Origin of the sequence: Paenibacillus sp. FSL R5-0378 (assembly GCF_038009285.1) — a bacterium.
GTDB classification, from domain to species: Bacteria; Bacillota; Bacilli; order Paenibacillales; family Paenibacillaceae; genus Paenibacillus_AQ; species Paenibacillus_AQ favisporus.
Map to the genome: position 1 here is coordinate 6602238 of NZ_JBBPAY010000001.1, position 25572 is coordinate 6627809.

A 25572-nucleotide genomic window follows, 5' to 3' on the forward strand; every position below is an offset into this window, starting at 1 on the left:
CATGCCAAAATCAGTTCCATTTCGGGGCAAAAGGATAAGGACAGGCGGATTCCAACAGCCGGGTCTTCACCTCAACGAGACAGCCGCAGTATTGGCAGGTCGTTCCGTATTGAAGCCCCGGACACTGTTCGCACTGCCCGATCCGCCGGCGGTATACCTCTTCGGATGCCGTCTCCCTGCCGCGGGTCGCGATCTCTACGAGCCGCTGCAGTTTTTCCGGCGATACCTGGACGCTCTCGCTGCACCCTTTGCAGCCTTCCTGACGATCCATGACAATTCACCCTACCTATTTGCTGTAAATGTAATGGCACTGCACGCAGCCAACCTTCGATTAATGAATGACCAGCGTAACGACGGACATCGGCGGCAGCTTCACGCTCAAACGACCGCCCTCAACATTGGCGCCGTCAAACGATTTTGGTGCCACGGCGTCCGGCTGCTCGAACGTATTGTGGGCGTTCATCCGGTCGGCCGTCAGAATCGTGCCGGAAGCCTGCACGCTTTCGGCAGCAAAGCCGCGAAGATCCAGGCTGATTTCGGCTTCGCCGGCATGGTCGATATTGACCAGGCTGACATGCACCTTGCCTTCGGCATCCTTGGAAGCCGACACGGTTACCTGCGGCAGTGCCTCTCCACCCATTTCATAGCTTCCGACCGCAGACTCGACGGCCAGCACCTCGGCTTCCTGATGGACCTTGAACATATCGAACACATGATACGTCGGCGTCAGGATCATCTTCTCGCCTTCGGTCAAAATCATTGCCTGAAGGACGTTCACCGTCTGGGCGATGTTCGTCATCTGGACACGGTCCGCATGGTTGTGGAAAATGTTGAAATGCACGCCGGCCACCAGCGCGTCGCGGATCGAGTTTTGCTGGTACAAAAATCCCGGATTTGTGCCCGGCTCCACGTCAAACCAGGTTCCCCACTCGTCGATGATCATGCCGACGCGCTTCTCCGGATCGTATTTGTCCATGATCGTGCTGTGCTTCGTGATCAGTTCGTCCATATGCAGCGCCTTCTTCATGGTGATAAACCATTCGCCTTCTTCAAAATCGAGCGCCGAGCCTTTGCCCAGCCAGAAGTCGCCCGGAATCGTATAGTAGTGCAGGCTCAGACCGTCCATCAGCCAGCCGGCGTTTTTCATCAGCACTTCCGTCCAGTTATAATCGTCCACATTGGCGCCGCCGGCGATTTTGTAAATTTTATTGTCGCCGTAATTACGCACGTACGTCTGGAAACGGCGGTACAGATCAGCGTAGTATTCGGGACGCATGTTGCCTCCGCAGCCCCAATTTTCGTTGCCGACGCCAAAATACTTCAGCTTCCACGGCTGCTCTCTGCCGTTCTCCTTGCGCCAGTTGGCCATCGGCGATTCGCCGTCAAACGTCATGTACTCCACCCACTCGGACATCTCCTGAACCGTGCCGCTGCCGACGTTGCCGCAAATGTACGGCTCGCATTCCAGCAGCTCGCAGAGCAGTAAAAATTCATGGGTGCCGAAATGGTTGTTTTCGACGACTCCGCCCCAGTGCGTGTTGACCATCCGTTTACGGCCTTCCCTTGGGCCGACGCCGTCCTTCCAGTGGTACTCGTCGGCAAAGCAGCCGCCCGGCCAGCGCAGAACCGGCACCTTGATGTTCTTGAGGGCCGCCAGCACGTCGTTGCGGATTCCCTTCGTATTCGGAATCGGCGAATCCTCGCCGACCCAAATCCCTTCGTAAATGCAGCGGCCCAGATGCTCCGCAAAATGGCCGTATATATTTTTATTGATTTTTCCTTTGGAAATATCCGTATTGACGATCACGTTATGCATAACTGAATCCTCCCACGAGATGCTAATTCTCTTTATTTTGATAAAAACTAGCTATTATCCTTTAATGCCAGAGTTCAAATTGATCGACTGAATAAAATATTTCTGGGCGAACGCGAACAGAAGCAGCGTCGGAATGATCGCCAGCATCGCCGAGCCCATCAGCTGCCCGATCATGCGGTAGTTGCCGTAAATATCCTGAAGCAGCAGCAAGCCCGCTGTAATCGGCATTTTATCCACGTCCGTATATACGATAACCGGCCACAGGAAGTCGTTCCACGATCCGACGAAGGAAAACAGGCCGCACACGATCAGCACCGGCTTGATGAGCGGCAGGATGATCGAAAAATAAATACGGAAATCCCCTGCGCCGTCCACACGCGCTGATTCGTCCAGCTCGCCCGGAATACCTTTCATAAACTGCCGGACCAGAAAAATGTTGCCCATCCCTGCGAGACCGGGGATGATCATGGCCCAAGAGGTGTTCACCCAGCCGAAGGCGTCAATGATTTTATAGGAAGGGATGATGTTGACGACGCCCGGAAAAAACGAAATGCCCAGCAGCGTGAAGAACAGCGTGTCTCTCCCTTTGAAGTTCATGCGGGAATACCCGTAACCCGTAAGCGAAATAATGACGATGACGAGCAGGGTGTGCGATACCGCGATAAAGACGGAATTGAACAGCCAGCGCAAAATCGGCGCCGTGGACGTATTCTCCAGAATGGCGACGTAATTCTCAAATATCCATTCCTTCGGAAACAGCCGAAAGCCCGAGGACACGACCTCGGTCTGCGAACGGAAGGAAGTCGTAATTCCGAACACGACCGGAATCACCCAAATGACGCAAAGCACGATCAAGAACAGGTAAGCGATAAATTTGGAGATACTTATTTTTTTGGACATTTTGATTAACCCTACCTCTCGTATCCTAAATCCAGCCTCTGCCTAAGCGGCCTACCTCGTATTTCGATTCATGACATAGTACTGCAGCGCCGAAATGACCAGAATGACCAAACCGAGCAGTACGGCCATCGCCGACGCCATGCCGGCAATCGATTCCCCTTGGCCGAAGGCCAGCTGGCGGATGTACATCATCAGGACGTGCGTGCTCTGTCTCGGTCCCCCATCGGTCATCATTAACGGCTGGCCGAACACGTTGAACGCGCCTGCCGTCGTCATGACGAACGTATAGATCAGCGGGAAATTGATGGATGGCAGGGTAATGCTGAAAAATCTGCGCACGGATCCGGCTCCGTCGATTTCCGCCGCCTCGTACAATTCCTTGGAGACGCCGGCAATGGACGCGCGGTAAATGATCATGTTGCCGCCAACGCCGCCCCATACCGTGATGACGAAAATAATGATCCACGCATAAGGCTGCGTCGCCGCCCAGGCCACCTGCGAATGGAATACGTTGCCGGTAATGCCCAGCTGTTTATTGAAAATAAGCAGCCAGATCAGAGCAGCCGCGGAAATGGAAATCAAGCCGGGAATATAGATGATCGACTGAATGACACCTTTCAGCTTGACCTGCTTGTGCTCGAGCGCGACGGCGACCAGCAAAGGAATGACGATGAGCAGCGGAACGCTGATCACGACGAACAGCAGTGTATTTTTCAGGCCGTTGAAAAATTGGGTGTGGAAGGTCGAGCTGCTGTCGAACAAAATCGTTTTATAGTTGGCCAGGCCGATCCATACCGGATCGTTCATCAAGTTCCACTGCGTAAACGAAGCATAGATTCCGTAAATCGTCGGGATCAGAATAAAGATCAGAAACAGAATCAGATGAGGGCCGACAAAGAAAAACGGTGCAAATAATTTCTTATTCATAGCCTTGTAATTTCTCCTTTTGGAGAAATAATGCGCCAGACGCTTTCGGTCCGGCACACTATTTCCTTCGTTCTATATAGATTGAACTAAAGTTTTGTGCATGGAACCTCCTGTTAAAACGGCCCTCATACGGCCTATAACATTCATTTCTTTAGCTCATTCTATCTGCTTAGCAAAAGGCCTACTTGGTCGCCTGTTTACTGCTGCTCTCTGCGATCTTATCCTCAACGAACTTCTGCATCGTCTGCAGCGTTTCGTCTAAGTCCACATTGCCCCGGACGATATCGGCACAGTACGTATCCACGGCTTCGGCTACGTACGGATAGTATTCGTAAGTGTAGATGTACAGCGATTTGGTCTCCTGCTCATTCGAGGTGAAGAAGGACTGCATGAACTGCTTGTACTCCGGACTTTCGTTCACCTGCTTACTTGCGACGATTTGTCCGGCTTTCGCCCATTCCAGGGAGTGCTCGCGCACGAATTCCAGGAAGGCGCCGATGCCCGCTTCTTTCTCGTCCGAGCGCTTGTCGTTCTTGAACATCGTGAACAAGTGGGAGGAAGCGCGGTTCGTGAACTTGTCCGCCGTCGGCGAGTACACGTTGGTTACGCCGAAATTCAGACCGTCGACCTTGGCGTGGGCCGTCGAGCTCCAAGTTCCGTCTGTCGAGAACAGCACTTTGCCGGACTGGAACATCAAGTAGCCGTCTTCGCCGAACGGTGTCATAAGGCCGGCTTCGGCGATCTTTTTCACATTTTCAAAAGCCTGCTTCATCACCGGCGTATTGACGGCCGGCTTGCCGTTGTCCTGGATGTCTCCGCCCAGGTCCTGAACCTGTGCCAGAATGACCCAGCCAAGCAGCGCATCGTTGACGACATATTCGTCCGAAGCCAGCTTGCCTTTCAGGGACAGCATTTCGTCGATGGTGACGACATTGTCGTCGAGAATGGATTCCGCGTTATACTTCTTCAGCAAATCTTTGTTGTAGTACATGACGTTGCTGTGAATGTCGAGCGGAACCGTATATTGGGTGCCGTCGATGCTGCCTGTGGACCAGGCTTGCGGCAGGTAATTCGCTTCCTTGATTTCCGGCTGCCCCTTGATCGCGCTTTCGATCGGTTCCAGCACGCCCTGCTTCGCGAAGCCGGGAACGCGGTCAGCGTGGATAATGGCAAGGTCCGGAACGCCTTTGCCCGAGTTCAGCACGGTCGAAAGCTTGGTGTACATATCGGAAGTGATGACGTGCTTCACTTTGATGTCGGGATTCGTCGCGTTGTATTCTTTAACGATCTCATCCATATATGCTCCGTCGTCGCCCGTCAGCGGCGTCCAGAACGTAATCGTCTTCTCGCTGCTGTTTCCGCATGCCGACAACAGCATGCTTGCCGCAAATATCATCAATAATGAAATAACAAAGCTCTTCTTCAAAACTTCCGCCCCCTAAATGGAATACTATATCTCGTATTTTTTTATTGTTCAGCGTACTTCTTTTGATTTGAAAAACTTGAAAGCTTGCAATTTCACACGAGCCCTTTTCACTTGTACGTACATGTTGATGTACATCAAGGCCATGTTGGATAGATGCCGCCATCGCTCCTGCGGGTCGTTTCGTCCCACAAAAAACATCTGCCGTTCCTCTTGGCACGATCTTTCCTTTGCCAAACGTCAAAGAGGAATCGGCAGATGCAGTCATGCGAGTCTATGATGTTATGGGTTACGTCCATGCCAATGGGTTATGAAGCTGGTATGCCGGAACTCGCCGGCCAGCCAGGCAGCAAGGACCTGCCCTAATTAAGCCTTTTTCAGCCGGATCACGTTCCAGGATGCCTTGGACAGGCGGGTGCTCACAAACCCGTCCTTCAATGCCGCACTGCCTCGCGAATGCGGTTTAACGTTCTCTTCGGCCGCGGTATTGACCGCTTTCAAATCGTCGTTTTCCAGAACGATATGCTCAGCAATCTGGTAGCCTTCAAAGCCTCTGACGTCGCATTCCACGTCAAGCGCCTCCTCCAAATGGCGATTCAGCGCAAAGATGGTCAGCTCTTCTTCCTCTTCGTTATATACGACCGCCGTCTCCAAATAAGGCACATCGGTGTAATCCTGGGCGTCATATTTCGGCGAATCCACGATCGGTTGCAGGGATACCCCGCGTCCGTAACGTGAAGCGTGCAGGTATGGATAGAAAATCGTTTGCTTCCAGGAGCGCCCTCCGGTCTCGGTCATGATCGGCGCGATCACGTTGACCAGCTGCGCAAGGCAGGCCATCTTCACCCGGTCGGCATGCTTCAGGAAGGTGATGAGCATCCCGCCGACCAGCAGCGCATCTTCAAAGTTGTAAACATCCTCCAGCTGCGGCGGACCGACGGTCCAGGGATCGATCTTCGTATCCGCATCGTTTGAATGGTACCAGACGTTCCACTCGTCGAAGCTCAGGTACATCGTCTTCTTGCTCCGCTTCTTCGCCTTCACGTAGTCGCAGGTGGAAATGACGGTGCGGATAAAATGGTCCATGTCCATCGTCCGCGCCAGGAAGTTTGCCGAATCGCCGTCCCGGTTGCCGTAGTACTGGTGCAGGGATACGAAGTCGGCTACGTCATATGTATGATCCAGTGTAATGGCTTCCCATTCCGGGAATGTCGGCATTCCTGTGCTGGAGCTGCCGCATGATACCAGCTCGATATCGGGGTCCACCAGCTTCATGGCCTTGCCGGTCTCATAAGCCAGGCGTCCGTACTCCTGCGGCGTCTTCTGGCCGATCTGCCAAGGTCCGTCCATTTCGTTGCCGAGGCACCAGGTCTTGACCTTATGGGGCTGATCATAGCCGTGGCTGCGCCGCAGATCGCTCCAGTAGCTTCCGCTTGGATGGTTACAGTACTCGAGCAGGTTCCTTGCCGCATCCACGCCCCGCGTTCCCAGGTTGACCGCCATCATGACCTCGGAGCCGATCTCCTTGGCCCATGCCATGAACTCGTTCGTCCCGACTTCGTTCGGCTCGATTGTCCGCCAAGCCAGCTCCAGCCTTCTTGGACGCGACTCAATCGGACCGACGCCATCTTCCCAATTGTAGCCGGACACAAAATTACCCCCGGGATAACGGATAATGGGCACGCCCAGCTCCTGAACCAGCTGCTTTACGTCCTCCCGGAAACCGAGGCTGTCCGTCTCGGGATGGGACGGGTCATATATGCCGCCGTATACGGCGCGGCCTAAATGCTCAATAAACGAGCCGTAGATGCGCTTATCCACATCGGCGATCCGAAACGCCTTGTCCACGACCACCCTGGCCTTATTTGCTGCTGATGCCACTGATATCACCTTCCATTTTAGAAAATAATAAAATAATTTGAGATAAATTGAATGAATCCGTTTACAAGTATAAAATAACATACATGAAGTATGCTGTAAATAAATAAATGTAAATCTATTTATATTTTTTTAAACCAAAATGAAATTTCTGTGTCCGGCGCTATGTATAAACTCTAAGAAACCTTATAAAATGAAGGGGAATGCTAGTTTGTTTTACTTTAAAAATACCTAAAGTCCCCTCTGTGATTTGTAGAATATGCTATGACTATTTCGTATATATCTACAAAAAAGGAATGCATGCTTTCATTAACGATTTAGTTAGTTTATAATTATTTAAAATAAAAGAACACCACCTCTACAATCGGAAGAAGGTATTCAATTCCATGATCTATATTAAAAATCTGATGAGCGGGATCGACATTTTCAAGGCCCTCAGCTCGGAAATCCGGATCCAAATTCTCGAACTGCTCGCGAAAAACCAGGCGCTGAACCTGAACGACCTGGCCACCCGGCTGAACCTCAGCAACGGTGCGATTACTATGCACATCAAAAAGCTGGAGGAAAGCGGTCTGATTGAAATCAATACCAGCGTCGGCAAACACGGCATTCAGAAGATCTGTTACTTGAATAAGGACAAACTGATGGTCGACCTGCGCAGCAGGGACGTCGAAAACCTGTATGAAGTTGAAATTCAAGTCGGCCACTACAGCAACTATCAGGCGGTTCCTACCTGCGGTTTGGCCACCAAGGACAGCATCGTCGGCGACTTTGACGACCCGCGCTATTTTGCGGATCCGCAGCGGATCGACGCCGAAATCATTTGGCTGGCGGAAGGGTTTCTGGAATACCGGATTCCGAATTATTTGAAGCCGAACCAGACGTTCCGCGAAATCCAGTTTTCCATGGAGCTCAGCTCGGAAGCTCCTGGATATAATGATAACTACCCGTCGGACATTTATTTTCACTTAAACGGGATCGAAATCGGTTCCTGGACCAGCCCGGGGGACTTCGGGGATGCCCGCGGCACGTTTAACCCCGATTGGTGGCCTCCGCATCTGAACCAGTACGGCATGCTGAAGCTGATCCGCATCAACAACGATGGCAGTTTCATCGACGGCTGCCGGATTTCCGACGTGACGCTGGACCAAATTCAGCTGGATTACAAGAGCGAGCTTACCTTCCGCCTCTCGGTCACCGAGCAGTCGGTCAACAAGCGCGGCCTGACCATCTATGGCAAAAATTTCGGCAACTACAGCCAGGATCTGCTCGCCCGCGTCCTGTATGATGTTAAGGAAGACTAATACTCGACTGATCTTGCCGTCTCTTCAATTTACGCGCTAACGCCGAATGTTTCGCATGAAATATGGATATCGTGTAAAATGTAATGAAGAGGAGTTGTGAACTATGTCCAATGACGAAATTATTTTGACCCCCGAAGGCCTTGCCCAACTGGAGGCAGAGCTTGAGGAATTGAAGACCGTCAAGCGCAAAGAGCTGGCCGCACGCATCAAGCTGGCGATCAGCTACGGCGACTTGAAGGAGAACAGCGAATATCACTCCGCCAAAGATGACCAAGCTTTTATGGAGACCCGCATTTTGCAGCTGGAGAAAATGCTGACCAAAGCCCGCATTGCCGATAAGGCAGACTCATCCGCTGTCAGTGTCGGCTCGTTCGTGAAGCTGCACGATATCGAGTTCAAGGAAGATCTCGAGTACCGCGTGGTTGGTCCGGCGGAAGCCGACGTCTACCAGAACAAAATCTCGTATGAAAGCCCGCTGGGCAAAGAGCTGATCGGTAAAACGGTCGGGGACGTCGTGACCGTCGACGCGCCGATGGGGCTGATCAAATACGAGGTGCTGGAAATCCGTTCTTCCTAAAAGACGGCTGCAGTTACCCAATAGGCCATACGTCTAAACAAGGACCGTTCCTGAATACAGGACGGTCCTTTGTTAAGAGGTCAGAAAGTATAGGTTTCGGAGCCTCCGCTTCCGGATCTCGCAAGAAAAACTTCCGCTAAATGCGGTCTGCCTTCTGTGAAGATACGTCGATAGGCGTTTTTGTTTTGAGATCAGAAAGAAAGTATAAGTTTATGTTTCGGGGCCTATTACCGGACGGGCTTCAGCTCCGCTTCCGTGGACAGCTTGATCTTCTTCAGCCGCTTCATCACATCATTCTCGCCGCGGCCAAAGTAATCGTGCAGCAGGTTGTATTCCTGATACAGCTTCTCGTATACTTCAACGTTCTCCGGAATCGGCTTGAACGTCTCCTCCTTAACGCGCGCCATTTGCTGCGCCGCAGTCACGACATCGTCGTAGCCGCCGGCTTCCTTGCCTGCAGCCACCGCGGCGAAAATCGCAGCCCCGAGCGCCGGCGTCTGCTTGGAATCCGCCACGAAAATTTCGCGTTTGGTCACGTCGGCGTAAATCTGCATCAGCAGGCGATTTTTCTGCGGCAGGCCGCCGCAGGCGTAGAGCGCATCCACATCGACACCGCTCTCCTGGAACGCGTCGACGATTTTCCGGGTGCCGAAGGCGGTCGCTTCAAGCAGGGCACGGTATACTTCCTGCGGCTTCGTCAGCAGCGTCATGCCAAGGATCATCCCCGTCAGGTCGGTATCGACCAGAACGGATCGGTTGCCGTTCCACCAGTCGAGGGCGAGCAGGCCCGATTGGCCCGGTTTGTAGGCGGAGGCTTCCCTTTCCAGCCATTGGTGAACACTCAGGCCTTCCTTCGACGCAGCTTCCTTCACATAGGCAGGCAAGGACTCTTCCACGTACCACTCAAAAATATCCCCGACCGCTGACTGCCCGGCTTCGTATCCGAAGAGCCCCGGAATGATGCCGTCCTCCACGACGCCGCACATGCCTTCGACTTCTTTTTCTTCCGTGCCGAGCACCATATGGCAGATCGACGTGCCCATGGCCATGACGAGCTTGCCCGGCGTCACGACGCCGACCGCCGGCACGGCCGCATGAGCGTCCACGTTGCCTGCCGCCACCGCAATGCCCGGCTTAAGGCCCATCATCTCCGCCATGGACGGCTGCAGTCCTCCGGCATTGCTTCCAAGCGGAATGACCTCGCCGCGCAGCTTCGTATCGGTCAGATGCTCCAGGCGCGGATCGAGCGCTTTGAAGTATTCCTTCGACGGATAACCGTCACGCTTATGCCAAATGGCTTTATAGCCCGCCGTACAGCTGTTGCGGACGATGTTGCCCGTCATCTGCGAAATGACCCAGTCCGTCGCTTCCAGAAACATGTTCGTCTTCTCATAGATGTCCGGCGCCTCGTCCAGGATTTGCCAAATTTTGGCGATCATCCACTCGGACGAAATTTTGCCGCCGTACCGGGCCAGAAACGCTTCGCCGCGCTCCTCGGCGATCCGGTTGATCTTGTCGGCTTCCGGCTGCGCCGCGTGATGCTTCCACAGCTTCACCCAGCTGTGCGGCTGGTCCGCCAGCTCGGCCTGGAAGCACAGAGGCTCGCCGGCCTCGTCGACCGGCAGCATCGTACAGGCCGTAAAATCGATGCCGATGCCGATGATATCCTCAGGATTGACGCCCGATTCACGAACGACGGCCGGCACGGAAGTTCTCAGCACCTCCAGGTAATCGTCCGGATGCTGCAGCGCCCAATCATATTCCAGCTTGATGCCCGATCCAGGGAGACGCTCGTCAATGACATGGTGCGGATACGGTGTTACATGGTCGGCGATTTCATGGCCGTTCGATAAATCCACCAGTACAGCACGTCCGGACTGGGTCCCATAATCCACTCCGATGGTATACTTTTTCCCCATTTTGGATTCCTCCGCATTTCAAATTTATAAGTGCTGTGCGATATCACTTCTGCCCGTAGTAGGCGTTAACTCCATGCTTCCGCAAAAAGTGGCGGTCCAGCAGGCTTTGGTCCATCGGCGGCGTCTCCGGGTTCAGCTGAAGCATCCGGGCCGTAATCTTGGCCACTTCCTCGAGCACCACCGCATTGTGCACCGCATTATGCGCATCCTTGCCCCAGACGAACGGGGCATGCGCATGCACGAGAATCCCCGGCACCTCAAGCGGGTCCAATCCCAGCTCGTGGAAACGTTCCACGATGACGTTGCCGGTCTCCAGCTCGTAAGCGCCTTCAATCTCCACCTTCGTCATCGGTCGGGTGACCGGAATCTCACCGTAGAAATAGTCGGCATGCGTCGTCCCGCAAGCAGGCAGCGCCCGCCCGGCCTGGGCCCAGCTCGTGCCCCACGGGGAGTGGGTATGCACCACGCCGCCGATTTCCGGGAAGGAGCGGTACAGCACCATATGCGTCGGCGTATCGGACGACGGGCGCAAATCCCCTTCAACCACCCGGCCTTCCAGGTCAACGACGACCATGTCCTCCGCCTTCAATTCTTCGTAAGGCACCCCGCTCGGCTTGATGACGAACAGCCCGCTCTCGCGGTCGATGCCGCTGACATTTCCCCAGGTAAACGTGACGAGCCCGTGTTTGGGCAGGTCCAAATTCGCTTCCAGCACCTGCTGTTTCAGTGCTTCCAGCATTGCAGACACTTCCTCTCCCACTATAGTTGTACGTACAAGTTGTATGATGAAAGTCCGCATATCCGGACTTTCATCTGCCTTTTCACACGTTAACGTTCAGGTTTACAACCGAGTCCCGCTCCACCAGCTCGGGTTCGTACAGGGTATCTCCGGGAGCCAATCCCTCTTCGATCATCGCGATCAGCTGGCTGGCCGCATCCCGGCCCATGGCCGTCTTGGGATGGGTCAGCGTCGTCAGCTTCGTTCCGGAAGCCGAGGCCAGCATCGAGTCGTCGAAGCCGACGAACGACACGTCCTCCGGCACTCGAAGTCCGAGCTGCAGCGCGGCCCCCATCAGGCTGACCGCCAGCTCATCGTTGTAACAGACGAATGCGGTCGGGCGTTCCTCCGCCGCTCCGCTCAGCAGCTGCAGCGCCTGCCGGAACGGCAGGTCGTTCTTCTGCTCGGTCGTATACGTGACGACCCGCTTGGGAGCTACGGCGACGCCGCGCGCTTTGTGGGCGGCCAGAAAGCCCTTCAACCGGTTGACGCCCTGCAGGTCGTCCCGCTTGAAGAATCCGGCGATCCGGGTATGCCCGTTCGCCAACAGATGGTCGGCTGCCTTGTACCCGCCCAGCTCATCGTCGACCCGAAGCAGCGGGCACTCGAGCTCCCGGTACTTCTCGTTGATCATCAGGTAAGGAATGCCCTTCTCCTGCAGCTCCAAATAATAGCCAAGGTTCGGGTTGCCTTCCGCGCTCTTCGTCGGTTCGATGATCAGTCCGCTGAGCGGCTGGCTGGTCATCAGCTTCAGGCTCTCCATTTCCTTGTCCTTGTTATTGTCGGTGCTGGACAGCAGCAGCCGGTAGCCTCTGCTCCGCAGCTCGGCTTCCGCACCCCGTACAATATGCGGGAAGATGTAATCCGATATATAAGTCGTCATAATGCCGATCGTCTTGACCAGCTCGCTCTCGCGACGTCCCGGAAACCGGGCGAAGGTGCCTTTGCCCTGGATCCGTTCAAGCCAGCCTTCCTTCTCCAGCTCGCTGTATGTCTGGCGCACCGTCTGGCGGCTCAGGCCGAACTGTTCGGCAATTTCATTTTCAGAAGGAACCTGCTGCCCGGGCTTCAGCTTGCCCGATTCAAACCAGGACAGCAGCTCGTTCTTCAGTAGAATATATTTGGGAATCCGTCTGTTATTCATCATTCACCTCAGCGGCATGCTCTGTATTTCGGCCTTGCGGGCTGGATCTTCCGATTCATCCCGGAAGGCTTCGTTCTCTTTGAGTATTGTAACACAAGGCCGGGTGAACACAGACATCGGTCCGGTTATCTCAAGCGGTAAGCCGCCTCGCTCCAGCGGAGCTCGTTCTTCAGGCGCTGCACGGACGTATCTTTATCGATGACCACGGCTTCGATGCCGGCCATTTCGGCGAAGTCCGTCAGGTTCTCGGCCGTCATGGCATAAGACAGCACCGTGTGATGCGCGCCGCCGGCCAGGATCCAGGCTTCGGCCGATTCGCGGAGCGACGGCTGCGGCTTCCACAGCACGCGAGCTACCGGAAGCTTCGGCATCGGCTTGTCGACCTTCACGCCGTCCACGACGTTCACCAGAAGGCGGAAGCGGTGTCCAAGGTCGACGAGGGAAGCGTTGACCGCCGGGCCGTCCTGGCCGTCGAACACGATGCGGGCCGGATCCTCTTTGCCGCCGATGCCGAGCGGATGCACTTCAATCGTCGGCTTCGTGGCCGCGATCGTCGGACATACCTCAAGCATGTGCGCTCCGAGAATCATATGGTTGCCCGGCTCGAAATGGTACGTGTAATCCTCCATGAACGACGTACTCTTGTTATTGGCAAGAACCTTTAGGACGCGGGTCAGTGCAGCCGTCTTCCAGTCGCCTTCGCCGCCGAAGCCGTATCCGGATTCCATCAGCCGCTGCACGGCAAGACCCGGAAGCTGCCGGAGTCCGTGAAGGTCTTCGAACGTCGTCGTGAAGGCCCCGAATCCGCCTTCCTCCAGGAAGCGGCGCATGGCGATTTCGATCCGCGCCTGGTAGGCGATCGCGTCGCGCACCGGACCGGCGGACAAGCCTGCCTGCGTAATGCTGTATTGTTCTGCATACACTTTCAGGAGCGTCTCTACTTCGCTGTCCTGAACTTCGTTCAGAACCTGGACCAAATCACCGACGCCGTAGCCGTTGACCGACCAGCCGAATTGAATTTGCGCTTCAACCTTATCGCCTTCCGTAACGGCTACTTCGCGCATGTTGTCGCCAAAGCGCGCTACCTTCAGGCTGCGGCTCTCCGCGAAGGCTGCCGCCGTACGCATCCACCCGCCGATACTGCGGCGCACGTCTCCGTCTTCCCAGTGGCCGACGACCACTTTGCGGGCGATGCCCAGTCTGGCTCCGATATGGCCGTACTCGCGGTCGCCATGGGCAGCCTGGTTAAGGTTCATAAAATCCATGTCGATCGTTTCCCATGGGATGTCGCGGTTAAACTGTGTATGCAGGTGAAGCAGCGGCTTCTGGAGCTGCGTCAGGCCGCGGATCCACATTTTCGCCGGAGAGAACGTATGCATCCACGTAATAATGCCGGCACAGGATTCGTCGCTGTTCGCCTCAACGATCAGCTGGTAAATCTCGTCGGACGTCTTCACGATCGGTTTAAAAACGACCGGATACGGAATCGCAGCGGTATCCTGTCCGAGCTGCTCCGCGATGATCCGGGAATGATCGGCTACCTGTTCCAGCGTTTCGGGTCCGTATAAGTGCTGGCTGCCGGTTACAAACCAAAATGAATGCGGTTTCAATTTCATGATTATAGCCTCCCATGTTTCGGTTTCGTCCACTTGCTGTGCGTAAACTGATATTTTTACTTGTACATACTTATATATAGTAATACACAATTTATCAGAACATGTACGTACAAGTTGTATGGGTACATTGTATCCCCGCCATGTGAAAAAGGCAAGAACAATTTTGCCTGATCTGTGCTGTTGACTTGGTAGGAAAAAAGGAGCATAATCGGTTTGAAAATAAGTTAGTGAGTACTTACTTTTTAATTCCATTTGCTGCTGGGATATGCTCTTGCCGGCCAGCGGGCGGTCCTGGCGGCAATCCACGCGGGCCTTCTCCAATATGCTTTACGCATGAATGGATAACCCGAAGACGACAATAACCACATCTAAGAAAAAGGAGCAATGCATCATGAATTTCAAACATATTACGGTTGCCGGCAGCGGCGTGCTGGGCAGCCAAATTGCTTTCCAGACCGCCTTCAAGGGTTTTGAAGTCACCGTATACGACATTAACGATGAGGCACTGGACCGGGCCAAAAGCCGGATCCACGATCTGATGCCCCATTATCGGCACGATCTTGGCGCCTCGGAGGAAGAACTTGCCGCGGCTTTTAGCCGGCTCTCCTTCAACAGCGACCTGGCCCAAGCGGTTGCACAGGCCGATCTGGTGATCGAAGCGATTCCCGAAGTGGTGCAGATCAAAACCGATTTTTACCAGGAACTGGGCAAGGTTGCCCCGGAACGGACCGTATTTGCCACGAATTCTTCCACCCTGCTGCCTAGCCAGTTCGCCGAAGCAACCGGGCGGCCGGAGAAGTTTTTGGCGCTCCATTTTGCCAATGAAATCTGGAAAAACAACACCGGCGAAATCATGAAGCACCCCGGCACGGACACAACCGTGTTCAACGACGTCATCGAATTTGCCAAGGCCATCGGCATGGTGGCCCTGCCGCTGCACAAGGAGCAGCCCGGCTACATCCTGAACTCCCTGCTGGTCCCGCTGCTGGAAGCCGCCCAGCTGCTGCTGGTCAAAGAAGTGGCCGACCCGGAAACGATCGACAAAACATGGATGGTGGCAACCGGCGCTCCGATGGGACCGTTCGCCATTCTGGACGTGGTGGGCATCAACACCGCCTACAATATCGGCCTGGCCAAAGCCAAGGCGACCGGCGACCCGGAATTCGAAAAGATCGCGAATCTCCTGAAATCCGAATACCTCGATAAAGGCAAGATTGGCCGCGCTGCCGGCGAGGGCTTCTACAAATATCCGAATCCGAGCTTTGCAGAGCCTGGATTTTTAAAAAGTTAACCTGATATAATCATCTAAAAAGGCATACAAAAAGACCAGCTTACATGCTGGTCTTCTTTGTCACTTCTATTATAATTTTAAATACACGGACACCCTTTTCACGAAACTGAAGGAGATCGATATGAACAAAGGCGAACAGACCAAGCAGCGGATCATCCAGCAGGCAAGGACACTTTTCTCTACGACGGGCTATGACGCCACGAAGACGAGCGAAATCGCCAAAGCCTGCGGCATTTCCGAAGCGGCCATGTATAAATATTTCAGCAGTAAAATGGAGCTGCTCAAAGCGTGCGTTGTTACAGCCGAGCCCGATGAAGAAATTACGGCGCACACAGATTTGAGCCAGAGCACAAACGAAGAGCTGATCGACCGTTACGTGAATAAACGGATCACGATGATCGAGCGCAACCATGAGCAGTACAGCATTCTTTTTGCCGAGTCTTCGCGTTACCCGGAGCTTTCCCAATACTTTGACCAATCCTTGTACCGGCAAAGTGCCGAAATCAAGGAGATCAAGCGGCGGATCGAGGAAGGGAGCATGAACGGGATTCAAGAAATTTTCACCCTGGAGCTGGGTCTGACGGTCGGCATTTGCTCCATTCTCCAGCATGACCAAATGAATCAGGGCGCACTGCTGCAGAACCTTTCCGAGTTCCGGAGCGAAATGACCCGGTTTATGAAATACGGTTTGATCGGCAGGCCATGACTTTTTATTAAAAAGCGGTTATTTAAAATGTGCTCAGCCGCGATCGGACGAAGTCAGCCGCACCCCTATATTCCAGGGATCCCTGACGAGAAAGACGCCTTCTTCCTGCTTTTCCGCAGCCATTCCCGCTTCACGGACTCGCTGGACGAGCTCCTCCATCTCACGTGCTCCCGGCAGCACGATCGTCATATAATCGATGCCGGTGCCATTGGCCGGTACCGGCGGCGCTCCGGCGCCGGCCCAAATATTCAGGCCGACATGGTGATGGTAACCTCCGGCCGAGATGAACAGTGCGCGCATCCGCGCATAATCGCCGACCACGTCAAACCCCAGTATATCGCAGTAGAAACGCTTCGCTTCGGGCAGGCTTCCGACATGGAAGTGAACATGCCCGATCACCGTTCCCGCAGGCAGCCCCTGCCATTCCAGCCCGGCCGACTGCTCCAGCAGGCCGCGAATGTCCACCGCTTCGGTGACCATAACGTAATTCCCGTCCGGCTCCTTGCGCCACGTATCTCTTGGACGGTCTGCATAGACCTCGATCCCGTTCTGATCCGGATCGCTCAAATAGATCGCTTCGCTGACCCCGTGGTCCCCTTGGCCAAACGGCGTGTCGGTCTGGATGAAATGGCGGACGACTGTTCCGAGATGTTCCCGGCTCGGCAGCAGGATCGCAAAATGGTACAGTCCCGCATGCGAACGCTCCGGCACGATGACAGCGTCCTCCAGCTCCTCGAGGATCAGAATCGGGCTCGCGGATCCCCTGGGTCCCAGCTCCGCCGTACTCCCCTCTCTTTTCAACACTTCCAGTCCGATAATTTCTGTATAAAAGGTGATGGAACGGTCCATCCGGCTGATCTTGATTTTAACCGGTCCAAGCTTCATTTCAGGATGCATGTCGGCACTCCCCTAACTTTTATTTAATTACTTTTTGTAAGTAAGTATATTTTTATAATGAGTTCTTGTCAAGCAGAAGCTTTGCAGCGAGGATCGGAAGAGCGGTTGAACATTTAGAAGAAACCATCCGGCTCCCTATCCGTATACATTAGAAATATGGCATGACAAGGAGGAATCGAGATGAAGTGTCCGATATGCGAAGACTCCCGCATGAAGGAAGTGGAAAAAGACGGGATCCTGATCGACATTTGCCCGACATGCAAAGGTGTGTGGCTGGACCGCGGAGAGCTGGACAAGCTGATGTCCGACGTGCGTGAAGTCCGCGGAGACTATAATGAATGGTATTACGGAGATGCTGACCGAAACCAGAGGCCGAGGGACAGTTACCCTTCAGGCCAGCCCTATCCGCCGCAGCAGCAGTCCTATGACAAATATGACAAGCATGGCCATTCCTCTTACCCGCATCATAAGAAAAAGAAAAAAAGCGTGCTTGACGTGTTCGGTGACTTGTTCGATTAACGCCCGCCATGCAAAAACCCCTGGCTCCGTGCGGAGCCGGGGGTTTCGTTATGTTCTGCCTCTTATTCGTCTTCTTTGAAAACCGGACGGAGCCGGATGGAAAACTCGAATTCCCGCTCATCGAGCCGGTACTTCTCCAGCAGCTCTGGACCGCAGGAGTTGGAACCGACGCCGCTCATTTTGTAGTCAAGATGAACGATCGTCTCCTTCCGCTTGACCAGCTGCAGCTGGTGCAGGTGGGCGGCTTCCTCCAGGTCTTCCGGTGAGTAATGGGAGGCGTTAAACGAAAACGGCGCATTTCCGTGGAAAGCAAGCCCCATGCCCCGTTCGCTCGTCACCGTCGCCCACTCCGTCCCGTATCGGGAGCCGTTCTCCTGCGGCATAATGTACGGCTCGAACATGTCGTCGACGCGAAGAAGGTATTTGCCGACCCGTACGCTTTGGCGCTTGTCGACATAGCTCGCATGCGGACCCAGACCGAAATACTCAACCTCCTCGGTGCCGGCCGGCATGACGGCCTTCAGCCCGAAGCGGGGCAGAAACGGCAGCCCCTCCCGAAGCTTGACACTCGTGGCCAGCGCGATTTCTCCGGAACCGTCCACCCGCCATACGGCCTGTCCATGAAGGACAGGATGCTTCATGTAGCCGCCGAGCGAAAAATCCACGGTCATCTCGATCGCATCGTCTTGCGGCTCGCTGACCCGGACCTGGTATACTTTCGTGCCTGCCCGGTGATATCCCGCATCTTTCCATTGACGCTGGACGTTGCGGTCATTGTCCGTCGGTGCCCGCCAGATGCTAAAGGATAGCGGCGCTGCGAGCATATCCACCCCCTGCTTCGAGATGCGGACGAAGGTTCCCAGGTTCCGGTCGAACACGTGGCGGAAATCCATCCCCGTCACAATCAGCTGCGCCCCGTCCTCCGTGACGTGCACGGGACGTGCTCGCAGAGCCGTCAGCCACCCTTGCTCGGGCTGGACTGCAGAATCCTCCGCCGCCATCTCAAACTGGGCAAACGCGATTTCCTCCCCACGGTCGGCCCATTCCGTGGATTCGCAGAGCGAGGCGGTCAGCGTCAGGAAGCAGCGGCCGTCGGGGAAAGCCTTTTGGAACGGAATGATGACCGTCACGCTCTCCTGCGGGCCCGCCTGGATCGTCCCGAGGCTTCCCTGCTCCACGATTTCTCCGCAGCGCTCCAGCGACCAGTCGAAGGTCAGATGGGACAGGTCCGAAAAATCGTAAAGATTCGTAATGATCAGCGTGCCGCGCGACAAATCCTCGGCTTCCATTCGCACGGGCGCAATGACCTGCTTGAGCTCCAGCAGTCCGGCATGCGGAACACGGTCCGGCGACACGAGGCCGTCGATACAGAAGTTGCCGTCGTTCGGATGGTCTCCGAAGTCACCCCCGTATCCGAAATACTCGCGCCCGTCCGGCGCTTGGGTGCGGATACCGTGATCGTTCCATTCCCACACGCAGCCGCCCATCAAATTCGGGTACGCGTAGAACAAATCCCAGTACTCCTTCAGATCGCCGGGCCCGTTGCCCATGGCATGGCTGTATTCGCACAGGAACAGCGGCTTCGCGTGATCCGGATTTTGTCCGTAGCTCTCGACGTATTCCAGCGTCGGATACATCTCGCTTTCGATGTCGAGCGCCTCGGTATCCGCGTCGCCATGGTAACGCCGGGAGGCGCCTTCATAATGGACCAGCCTGCTCTCGTCGCGCTCACGGGTCCATTCGGCCATGGCGATATGATTGCGGCCGTATCCCGATTCGTTGCCCATGGACCAGATGATGACGCAAGGATGGTTTTTGTCGCGTTCCACCAACCGGATGGCCCGGTCCACAAACGCCTTTTCCCAATCAGGATCGCGGGTCAGCTGATGGAAATCGCCGGATACGGCCAGCCCGTGGCACTCCAGATCGGCCTCGTCGACCACGTAGAAGCCCATCCGGTCGCACAGTTCCAAAAACCGCGGGTCGTTCGGATAGTGAGAGGTACGGACCGTATTGACGTTATGCCGCTTCATCAGCTTCAAGTCCCGGATCATGTGGTTCAACGGCACCGTCTGTCCCAAATCAGGGTGGGAGTCGTGACGGTTCACGCCCTTCAGCTTGACAGCTTGGCCGTTGATCCGGAATACGCTGTCAACGATGTCAATCCGGCGGAATCCGACCGGAAAACGGAGCACTTCCCTTCCGTCCTGCACAAACAGCTCATACAGATATGGATGTTCCGCGTTCCACAGCACCGGATTTTCGATGTCCAGCGCGATGACACTCCGCCCGTCTGCCCGCACCGCCCCTTTGGCGACGGTCGTCCCTTCCGCGTCCTGCAGCAGCACCAGCGCATCCAGGGAGCCCGTCGTCTCCAGCTCACACAGCAGCTTCGCTGAGGAATGATCCGGCGAAATGTCCTGTTTGATAAATACGTCGCGGACATGGGCCTCATCCCGGGCCAGAAGGTATACATCCCGGAAAATCCCGGAGAAACGCCAGAGGTCCTGGTCTTCCAAATAAGTGCCGTCGCACCATTTCAATACCATGACGGCGATGCGGTTCGTACCTGGCCGGATCAGTCCGGAAACGTTAAACTCGGCCGGAATCCGGCTGCCTTGGCTGTATCCGGCGAACTGCCCGTTGATCCACAGGTAGAAGCAGGAATTGACCCCTTCGAACATGGTATAGACCTGCTTGCCCGTCCAGTCTTCGCGCACCGTAAACTCTCTGACGTAGAGCCCTGCCGGATTCGCATCCGGGACATATGGCGGATCTACCGGGATCGGATAATTGACATTCGTATAATGGAGCTGGTCGTAGCCTTCGGTCTGCCAGCATGACGGGACGACAAGCTCATCCCATGATGAGGCATCGAAAGCGTCTTCATAAAACGGATCCGTCACGTCCTGGACACTTTCGTGGTACCTGAATTTCCAGGCCCCATTCAAGGTTTGGAACAAAGGGGATCTCGAGCGCTTGCCGGAACGCGCTGAAGCGGCGTCGCCATAAGGAATGTAATAGGATCTCGGCTCTTCGCGGTGAATATGAAGGACGCTTGTGTCTTCCCAAACCCGGTCAAGCTTTATCATTCGGATCATCTCCTTAATTTACGGTTAACGTATCGCCAAAAACAGTTCAAGCTGTATATTCGCTGCCTGCAGCCAGGCAGCCGTCCTAAGGTTATATTTCGATAATGCAATAACGTTAGTTCAATGAATCCGCTGCTGCGCATCAAACCCGGATATGGGACAGTACGGCCGCCTGCTTCCGGCCGGCGATAAGCCGCTCCCCGTCCGTAAAGCCTTCCTCCCGCCCTTCCAGCTCACGGATGAGAATGGAACGCCAATGTTCGATCCGGTCCCGGCAGGCTTCGTCGGAAATGGCATTGTGCAGCTCCATGGGGTCTTCCGCCAGGTTAAAAAACTGCTCTTCGCCGGTTTGCGGATACCAGATGAACTTCTCGGTCCCGTCCGTGACCCATTGGGTAGATTGATGACCGTAGGCATGCTCCCCATGCAGATGGCTCCGCCATACCGGCGATGCTGTATCCGCTTCGTTCCTGGCCGCTGCCAGCCTCCAAATGCTGTCCCCTTCCACGCTTTCCGGGATCTGAACCCCGGCTGCATCAAGCAGCGACGGCATGATGTCACGCAGCTCCACGACCTCATCGGCCACGGTGCCCTGCTTGAGATGGAGCCTGCCGCCAGGGTCGTTCACGATCAACGGCACGTGGGCACTTCCTTCATAGGGCAGCGCCTTCCGGAACAAGTGATGATCGCCAAGCAGCTCTCCATGATCCGAGGTAAACATGATCACCGTGTTATGGAGCTCTCCGTACTCGTTCAGCGCCTGCAGGAACCGGCCGATTTGGTGGTCCAGATGGGTAATCAGCGCATAATAAGCGGCCATCGCCCGGCGCAGCCTTCGTTTGGGGACGAGCCCCTTGCCCGTTGTCGGCGCCAAACCTTCCAGGGAGGAGTCATCCCCCTGCGCCCAGTCTCCAACCGGCGGATCCGGAATATCCGCATCTTCATACAGGTCCAGATACGCCTGCGGCGGATCGAACGGCGGATGCGGACGGACGAAGGACATCCATAGAAAGAACGGCTTGCCCGGGTCTCTGCGGCGCAGAAAGTCGATCGACTGGGTCACGACCCAGTTCGTCGGATGCTTCATTTCGTCCAGATGCCACGGACGTGCGACGGTCGATGCGTTACAGTCCAGTCCCGTGTCGATAAGATCGGCGCCGGGCGCCCTTTCCCGGAGCCACTGCAGGTAATCGTCCACCTGATCGTAATGCTCCTGCATCGGGATGCCGTGAAAATTGCGGTTGTGATGCAGGTAGCCGTCATGCAGCACCACGTTGTGAAAGCCCATCAGGTTTCGGGCGGGATACACATGCATTTTACCGATGCACTGCGTATGGTATCCCGCTTTGGCCAGCTCCCCGGGCAGCGTGACCGGATAATTCCACGGTACCCGGTCCTGATACCCAACGCGTCCGTGCGTCCGCTGAGACTGGCCCGTAAAGATGGCCGCCCGCGCCGGCACGCAGGTCGGGGTGGCCGAATAGGCGCGGCTGAACCTCACGCCGGTCCGGGCAAGCTCGTCCAGATTCGGCGTTTCCACGACGGGGTGGCCGGCGATGCTGAGGCAGTCGAATCGCATCTGGTCCACGGTAATCAGCAGCACGTTGGGCCTGCCTCGCTCTTCGTTCCTATTCATCGGCTCTCCTCCTTGAATCCAGCGGATATGATCGATAACCCTGAGAGAATCCTTGAAAATGCCTGTTCCCCCTTATTAAACCCTTCACGTGATGAAAAGTAAATGAAATTATTCGTTTTTTCGTGCAGATTACCCCGATGGGAAAACGATGAAAACGGATTACTCTGATTACTTTATTTCAAAAAGAAATTAAGATTGGTATAATGGGGGGATAAACCTCACAGATGAGGATGCCGTCCGGTTGCCACTTGCTGGGGCCGTGTGTATGATAATCATGAAGCAGCCTGTACGTATAATTGTAGAAAAACCATTGCCAGCAGAGCCCTTCGGCGTTTGCCGCCGGATCATATTGCGGGGCAACAGCCGCTGGCCTTAACGGTTCAGAATAGTGAGGATAACGACGATATGCAAGATTTTAAGGAAGAGAGATGGAATGTAAAAGAACGCATTCCCTCACCGAAAGCCAAGGAACTGTTCTATGATATCCGGCGCAAGCAGGAGATTTCCAAGAGCGACCTGCTGGCGTCAAGCGGACTGACGATCAGTACGCTGACCCGCGTCCTCGACGAGCTTGTCTCCATCGGCGTCATTAGTGAGAGCGGCCTCGGCGCTTCAACCGGGGGACGGCGTCCGATTCTGTACCAGGTCCGGGGCGAGTACGGCTATGCGTTTGGCCTGGATGTCTCCCGCGTCGTCTCCCGCCTCATTTTGCTCGATTTAGCCGGGCAGACGCTGGAAGCAGCTGAATGGGACATGACAGTCGACATGACGCCGGAGCGGCTCATCGGCGAGGTTGTCGGCCGGGCCCGGGAATGGATTGCCGCGCACGGCATCCCGCTGGATCAAATCATCGGCATGGGTATCGGCGCCGTCGGCCCGCTCGACCGCGAGGCGGGCATCATCGAGGAGCCGGAGTGGTTTGCCGCGCCGGGCTGGCAGCATGTCGAGATCGTGCGCCTGATCGAGGAGGCGCTGCACGTTCCAGTGCTGCTCGACAACGGCGCCAATGCCGCCATCGTCGCCGAAGCATGGGCGAACCGCGGCAAGGATTTCCGCCACATGCTGTACGTGCATGGCGGCACGGGCCTGCGGCTGTCCATGATGTCGGACAGCAAGCTGATCTATGGGGCAGCCGATATGGAAGGCTCGTTCGGGCAGATGATCATCCAGGCGGATGGCATCCCTTACCGAACCGCAAAAGGCAATCACGGCTGCCTCGATTCCTACGCGTCGGTCCATGCGATCGAACGCGAGGTGAACTCCCGGCTGCGGATCGGCCGGAGCAGCCGGCTGCAGCAGATGCTGGAGTCGGGCGAGCCGGCCCGCTTCAGCCACATTATGCAAGCGCTGAAGCAGATGGATCCCATGGTCACGGAAGTCGTGACCCAGGCGGCAACGTACTTCGGCATCGGTCTGGCCAACCTGTTGAACATTTTGTATCCCGAGAAGGTCGTTCTCGGCGGGCCGCTGATGACGGATTCGAACCTGTTCTTCTATACGGCGACCCAGACCGCCATCCGCAAAACGTATCATTACCCGAAATATCAGGTCATTTTCAGCAAAGGCAGTTATGGCGAAGAAGCGATCGCCGTGGGGGCGGCGCTCCTGATGCTGGAGCAGTTGACCTGCTGAGCCGGCTGCGGCCGTGAGCCTTCAGGGCCCGCCGCATCCCCATAGCTCGTTTTTTTTGGGGCCGCTTTGCCCTCAAAGACTGTTGATACCCTCAGAGCCCGCTGCGGCCGCCGCCCTCCCAGAGGGCACACGGATGCCTGCCCAGCTATGAAGCCAACTGGGCTTGAGCTGTTGCCAGCAAGCGGACGGACACGGGTTAAATCCGAACGGACATAAAACATGAAATCCTCCTACCAGGAAAGGAGCAAGGACCAAAATGACCCAAGAGACCTCCTCCACCGTTCCAACTTCGGGAAAGGCCGGAAAGGCCGAAACCTCCTCCTGCTGCTGTTCGGCCGGGCGTGAAGCCGCTTTGCAGGCTCCCGCCTGCGGAACGGCTGCTGCCGGACACTTAAACGCGCCTGAAGCAAAGGATTTTCACGAAGGGGAAACAGGGGCCGCAAGCAGCCTTCCGCAGCTTCAAAGATACGGCAGGGCAGAGACCGGCCAGGAATCGGGCACACCGGCGGCAGCATCAGCTGATCTCGAGGAAGCTTCGCCGGCTTATACCGGCTCTGCAGCCGAGCGTTTCCACAGCTCAGCCGCCCAGCAGGAGCCGAGCCTGGCGGAACATTCCGCTCAGCCCGATCCTTCCCAATGGCCGATCATCCCCGAGGGTACCTATATCCTCGGCACCGATGACGGGGAAGGCTTCGCCTCGGACGCGGAAGGGCCTGCGCGGCCAGTGCACATCCCGGCATTCCGCATATCGCCTTATGCCGTCACGAACGCCGAATTCGCCGCTTTCGTCCAGGCGACCGGTTACGTCACCGAAGCCGAGAAATTCGGCTGGTCGTACGTTTTCCAGCTGCTGATCCCGGATCCCCAGCAGGTGAAGATCGTCGGCTCTCCGGAGCGTACGCCATGGTGGCTCGGTGTCGAAGGCGCCACCTGGCGGGAACCGGAAGGCCCCGGCAGCGGCATCGGTGACCGGATGAACCATCCCGTGGTCCACGTCTCCTGGAATGACGCTGCCGCTTACTGCGCCTGGGCCGGCGTCCGGCTGCCCACCGAAGTGGAGTGGGAAGCAGCAGCCCGCGGCGGCCTGGAGCGCAAGCGTTACCCTTGGGGCGACGTACTGCGCCCCGGCGGCGAACACCGCTGCAACATTTGGCAGGGCGTATTCCCTACCAAAAACCATGCCAGCGACGGCTACCTCGGCACCGCTCCCGTGGACACCTATCTTCCGAACGGATACGGGCTGTACAACATGTCGGGCAACGTATGGGAATGGTGCCGGGACTGGTTTACATCCGACCCGGCACAGCGCGGCTCTTCGGACCGGCCGGAAGGGCCTGCCCATGGAAACGCCCGCCTCATGAAGGGCGGATCGTACTTATGCCATCAATCCTACTGCAACCGGTACCGCGTCGCTGCGCGCAGCGGCAACACGCCGGACAGCTCTACAGGCAACATCGGTTTCCGCGTGGTAGCGGATCTGTAACGACGAGCCCAAAAAGGCACCGCTCCTCATGCGA

Annotated in this window: 19 protein-coding genes and 1 pseudogene; 7 read left to right on the forward strand and 13 right to left on the reverse strand. The window is 55.8% G+C overall.

Annotated elements, in window-relative coordinates; genetic code table 11:
- Positions 1-10: 10 nt before the first annotated feature.
- The 6 genes from MKY74_RS30595 to arfA form a co-directional block, all read right to left on the reverse strand.
- Positions 11-271, reverse strand: a complete 261-nt coding sequence (locus tag MKY74_RS30595; protein ID WP_076173561.1) for a DUF6171 family protein — start codon at positions 269-271, stop codon at positions 11-13.
- A 60-nt stretch (positions 272-331) separates the two neighbouring features.
- Positions 332-1816: an alpha-N-arabinofuranosidase gene (locus tag MKY74_RS30600; RefSeq protein ID WP_076173560.1), complete on the reverse strand. Its 1485-nt coding sequence runs from the start codon at positions 1814-1816 to the stop codon at positions 332-334.
- A 54-nt stretch (positions 1817-1870) separates the two neighbouring features.
- The gene (locus MKY74_RS30605) at positions 1871-2716 is read right to left on the reverse strand and encodes a carbohydrate ABC transporter permease (RefSeq protein WP_144025484.1); all 846 of its coding nucleotides are present in this window, start codon (positions 2714-2716) and stop codon (positions 1871-1873) included.
- Positions 2717-2767: 51 nt separating this feature from the next.
- On the reverse strand, positions 2768-3643 hold the full coding sequence (locus MKY74_RS30610; RefSeq protein WP_076173558.1) for a carbohydrate ABC transporter permease: 876 nt from the start codon (positions 3641-3643) through the stop codon (positions 2768-2770).
- 181 nt (positions 3644-3824) lie between these two features.
- The gene (locus MKY74_RS30615; protein WP_076173735.1) at positions 3825-5039 is read right to left on the reverse strand and encodes an extracellular solute-binding protein; all 1215 of its coding nucleotides are present in this window, start codon (positions 5037-5039) and stop codon (positions 3825-3827) included.
- Between the two features lie 393 nt (positions 5040-5432).
- The gene (arfA, locus tag MKY74_RS30620; protein WP_084204064.1) at positions 5433-7028 is read right to left on the reverse strand and encodes an arabinosylfuranosidase ArfA; all 1596 of its coding nucleotides are present in this window, start codon (positions 7026-7028) and stop codon (positions 5433-5435) included.
- A gap of 302 nt (positions 7029-7330) precedes the next feature.
- Between arfA and MKY74_RS30625 the strand changes: the two genes are divergently transcribed.
- Positions 7331-8248 carry an ArsR/SmtB family transcription factor gene (locus MKY74_RS30625; RefSeq protein WP_076173556.1) on the forward strand — a complete coding sequence of 306 codons (918 nt, stop codon included), beginning with the start codon at positions 7331-7333 and terminating at the stop codon, positions 8246-8248.
- 103 nt (positions 8249-8351) lie between these two features.
- A complete protein-coding gene (greA, locus tag MKY74_RS30630) occupies positions 8352-8825 on the forward strand; it encodes a transcription elongation factor GreA (protein ID WP_076173555.1) in 474 nt (157 codons plus the stop codon).
- A 227-nt stretch (positions 8826-9052) separates the two neighbouring features.
- Here the strand turns inward: greA and MKY74_RS30635 are convergent, their stop codons facing one another.
- The 4 genes from MKY74_RS30635 to araA all read right to left on the reverse strand — a co-directional run bounded on the left by MKY74_RS30635 (position 9053) and on the right by araA (position 14282).
- The gene (locus tag MKY74_RS30635) at positions 9053-10744 is read right to left on the reverse strand and encodes a ribulokinase (RefSeq protein ID WP_076173554.1); all 1692 of its coding nucleotides are present in this window, start codon (positions 10742-10744) and stop codon (positions 9053-9055) included.
- A 43-nt stretch (positions 10745-10787) separates the two neighbouring features.
- Complete coding sequence (araD, locus tag MKY74_RS30640) at positions 10788-11483, reverse strand: L-ribulose-5-phosphate 4-epimerase (protein WP_076173553.1); 696 nt, start codon at positions 11481-11483, stop codon at positions 10788-10790.
- Between the two features lie 82 nt (positions 11484-11565).
- Positions 11566-12666: a GntR family transcriptional regulator gene (locus MKY74_RS30645; protein ID WP_076173733.1), complete on the reverse strand. Its 1101-nt coding sequence runs from the start codon at positions 12664-12666 to the stop codon at positions 11566-11568.
- Between the two features lie 125 nt (positions 12667-12791).
- Complete coding sequence (araA, locus tag MKY74_RS30650) at positions 12792-14282, reverse strand: L-arabinose isomerase (protein ID WP_076173552.1); 1491 nt, start codon at positions 14280-14282, stop codon at positions 12792-12794.
- A gap of 391 nt (positions 14283-14673) precedes the next feature.
- On the opposite strand from araA, the gene MKY74_RS30655 reads away from it, so the two are divergent.
- Together MKY74_RS30655 and MKY74_RS30660 are read left to right on the forward strand one after the other, a co-directional pair.
- Positions 14674-15573: a 3-hydroxyacyl-CoA dehydrogenase gene (locus MKY74_RS30655; protein WP_076173551.1), complete on the forward strand. Its 900-nt coding sequence runs from the start codon at positions 14674-14676 to the stop codon at positions 15571-15573.
- A gap of 121 nt (positions 15574-15694) precedes the next feature.
- Positions 15695-16279, forward strand: coding sequence for a TetR/AcrR family transcriptional regulator (locus MKY74_RS30660; protein WP_076173550.1), 585 nt, complete (start codon positions 15695-15697; stop codon positions 16277-16279).
- 33 nt (positions 16280-16312) lie between these two features.
- Here MKY74_RS30660 and MKY74_RS30665 read toward each other — a convergent pair whose 3' ends face one another.
- Positions 16313-17176, reverse strand: coding sequence for a VOC family protein (locus MKY74_RS30665; RefSeq protein WP_076173549.1), 864 nt, complete (start codon positions 17174-17176; stop codon positions 16313-16315).
- Between the two features lie 180 nt (positions 17177-17356).
- Here MKY74_RS30665 and MKY74_RS30670 point away from each other — a divergent pair, with 180 nt between their 5' ends.
- Complete coding sequence (locus MKY74_RS30670) at positions 17357-17695, forward strand: TFIIB-type zinc ribbon-containing protein (RefSeq protein WP_076173548.1); 339 nt, start codon at positions 17357-17359, stop codon at positions 17693-17695.
- Positions 17696-17757: 62 nt separating this feature from the next.
- Here MKY74_RS30670 and MKY74_RS30675 read toward each other — a convergent pair whose 3' ends face one another.
- Entirely contained in the window at positions 17758-20787 is a 3030-nt protein-coding gene (locus MKY74_RS30675; protein ID WP_076173547.1) for a glycoside hydrolase family 2, read from the reverse strand.
- A 142-nt stretch (positions 20788-20929) separates the two neighbouring features.
- Positions 20930-22423, reverse strand: coding sequence for an arylsulfatase (locus MKY74_RS30680; protein WP_076173546.1), 1494 nt, complete (start codon positions 22421-22423; stop codon positions 20930-20932).
- Between the two features lie 405 nt (positions 22424-22828).
- On the opposite strand from MKY74_RS30680, the gene MKY74_RS30685 reads away from it, so the two are divergent.
- Entirely contained in the window at positions 22829-24055 is a 1227-nt protein-coding gene (locus MKY74_RS30685; protein WP_076173732.1) for an ROK family protein, read from the forward strand.
- Positions 24056-24725: 670 nt separating this feature from the next.
- A pseudogene (locus MKY74_RS30690) lies at positions 24726-25538 on the forward strand (formylglycine-generating enzyme family protein); the annotation flags it as partial.
- Positions 25539-25572 lie beyond the last annotated feature (34 nt).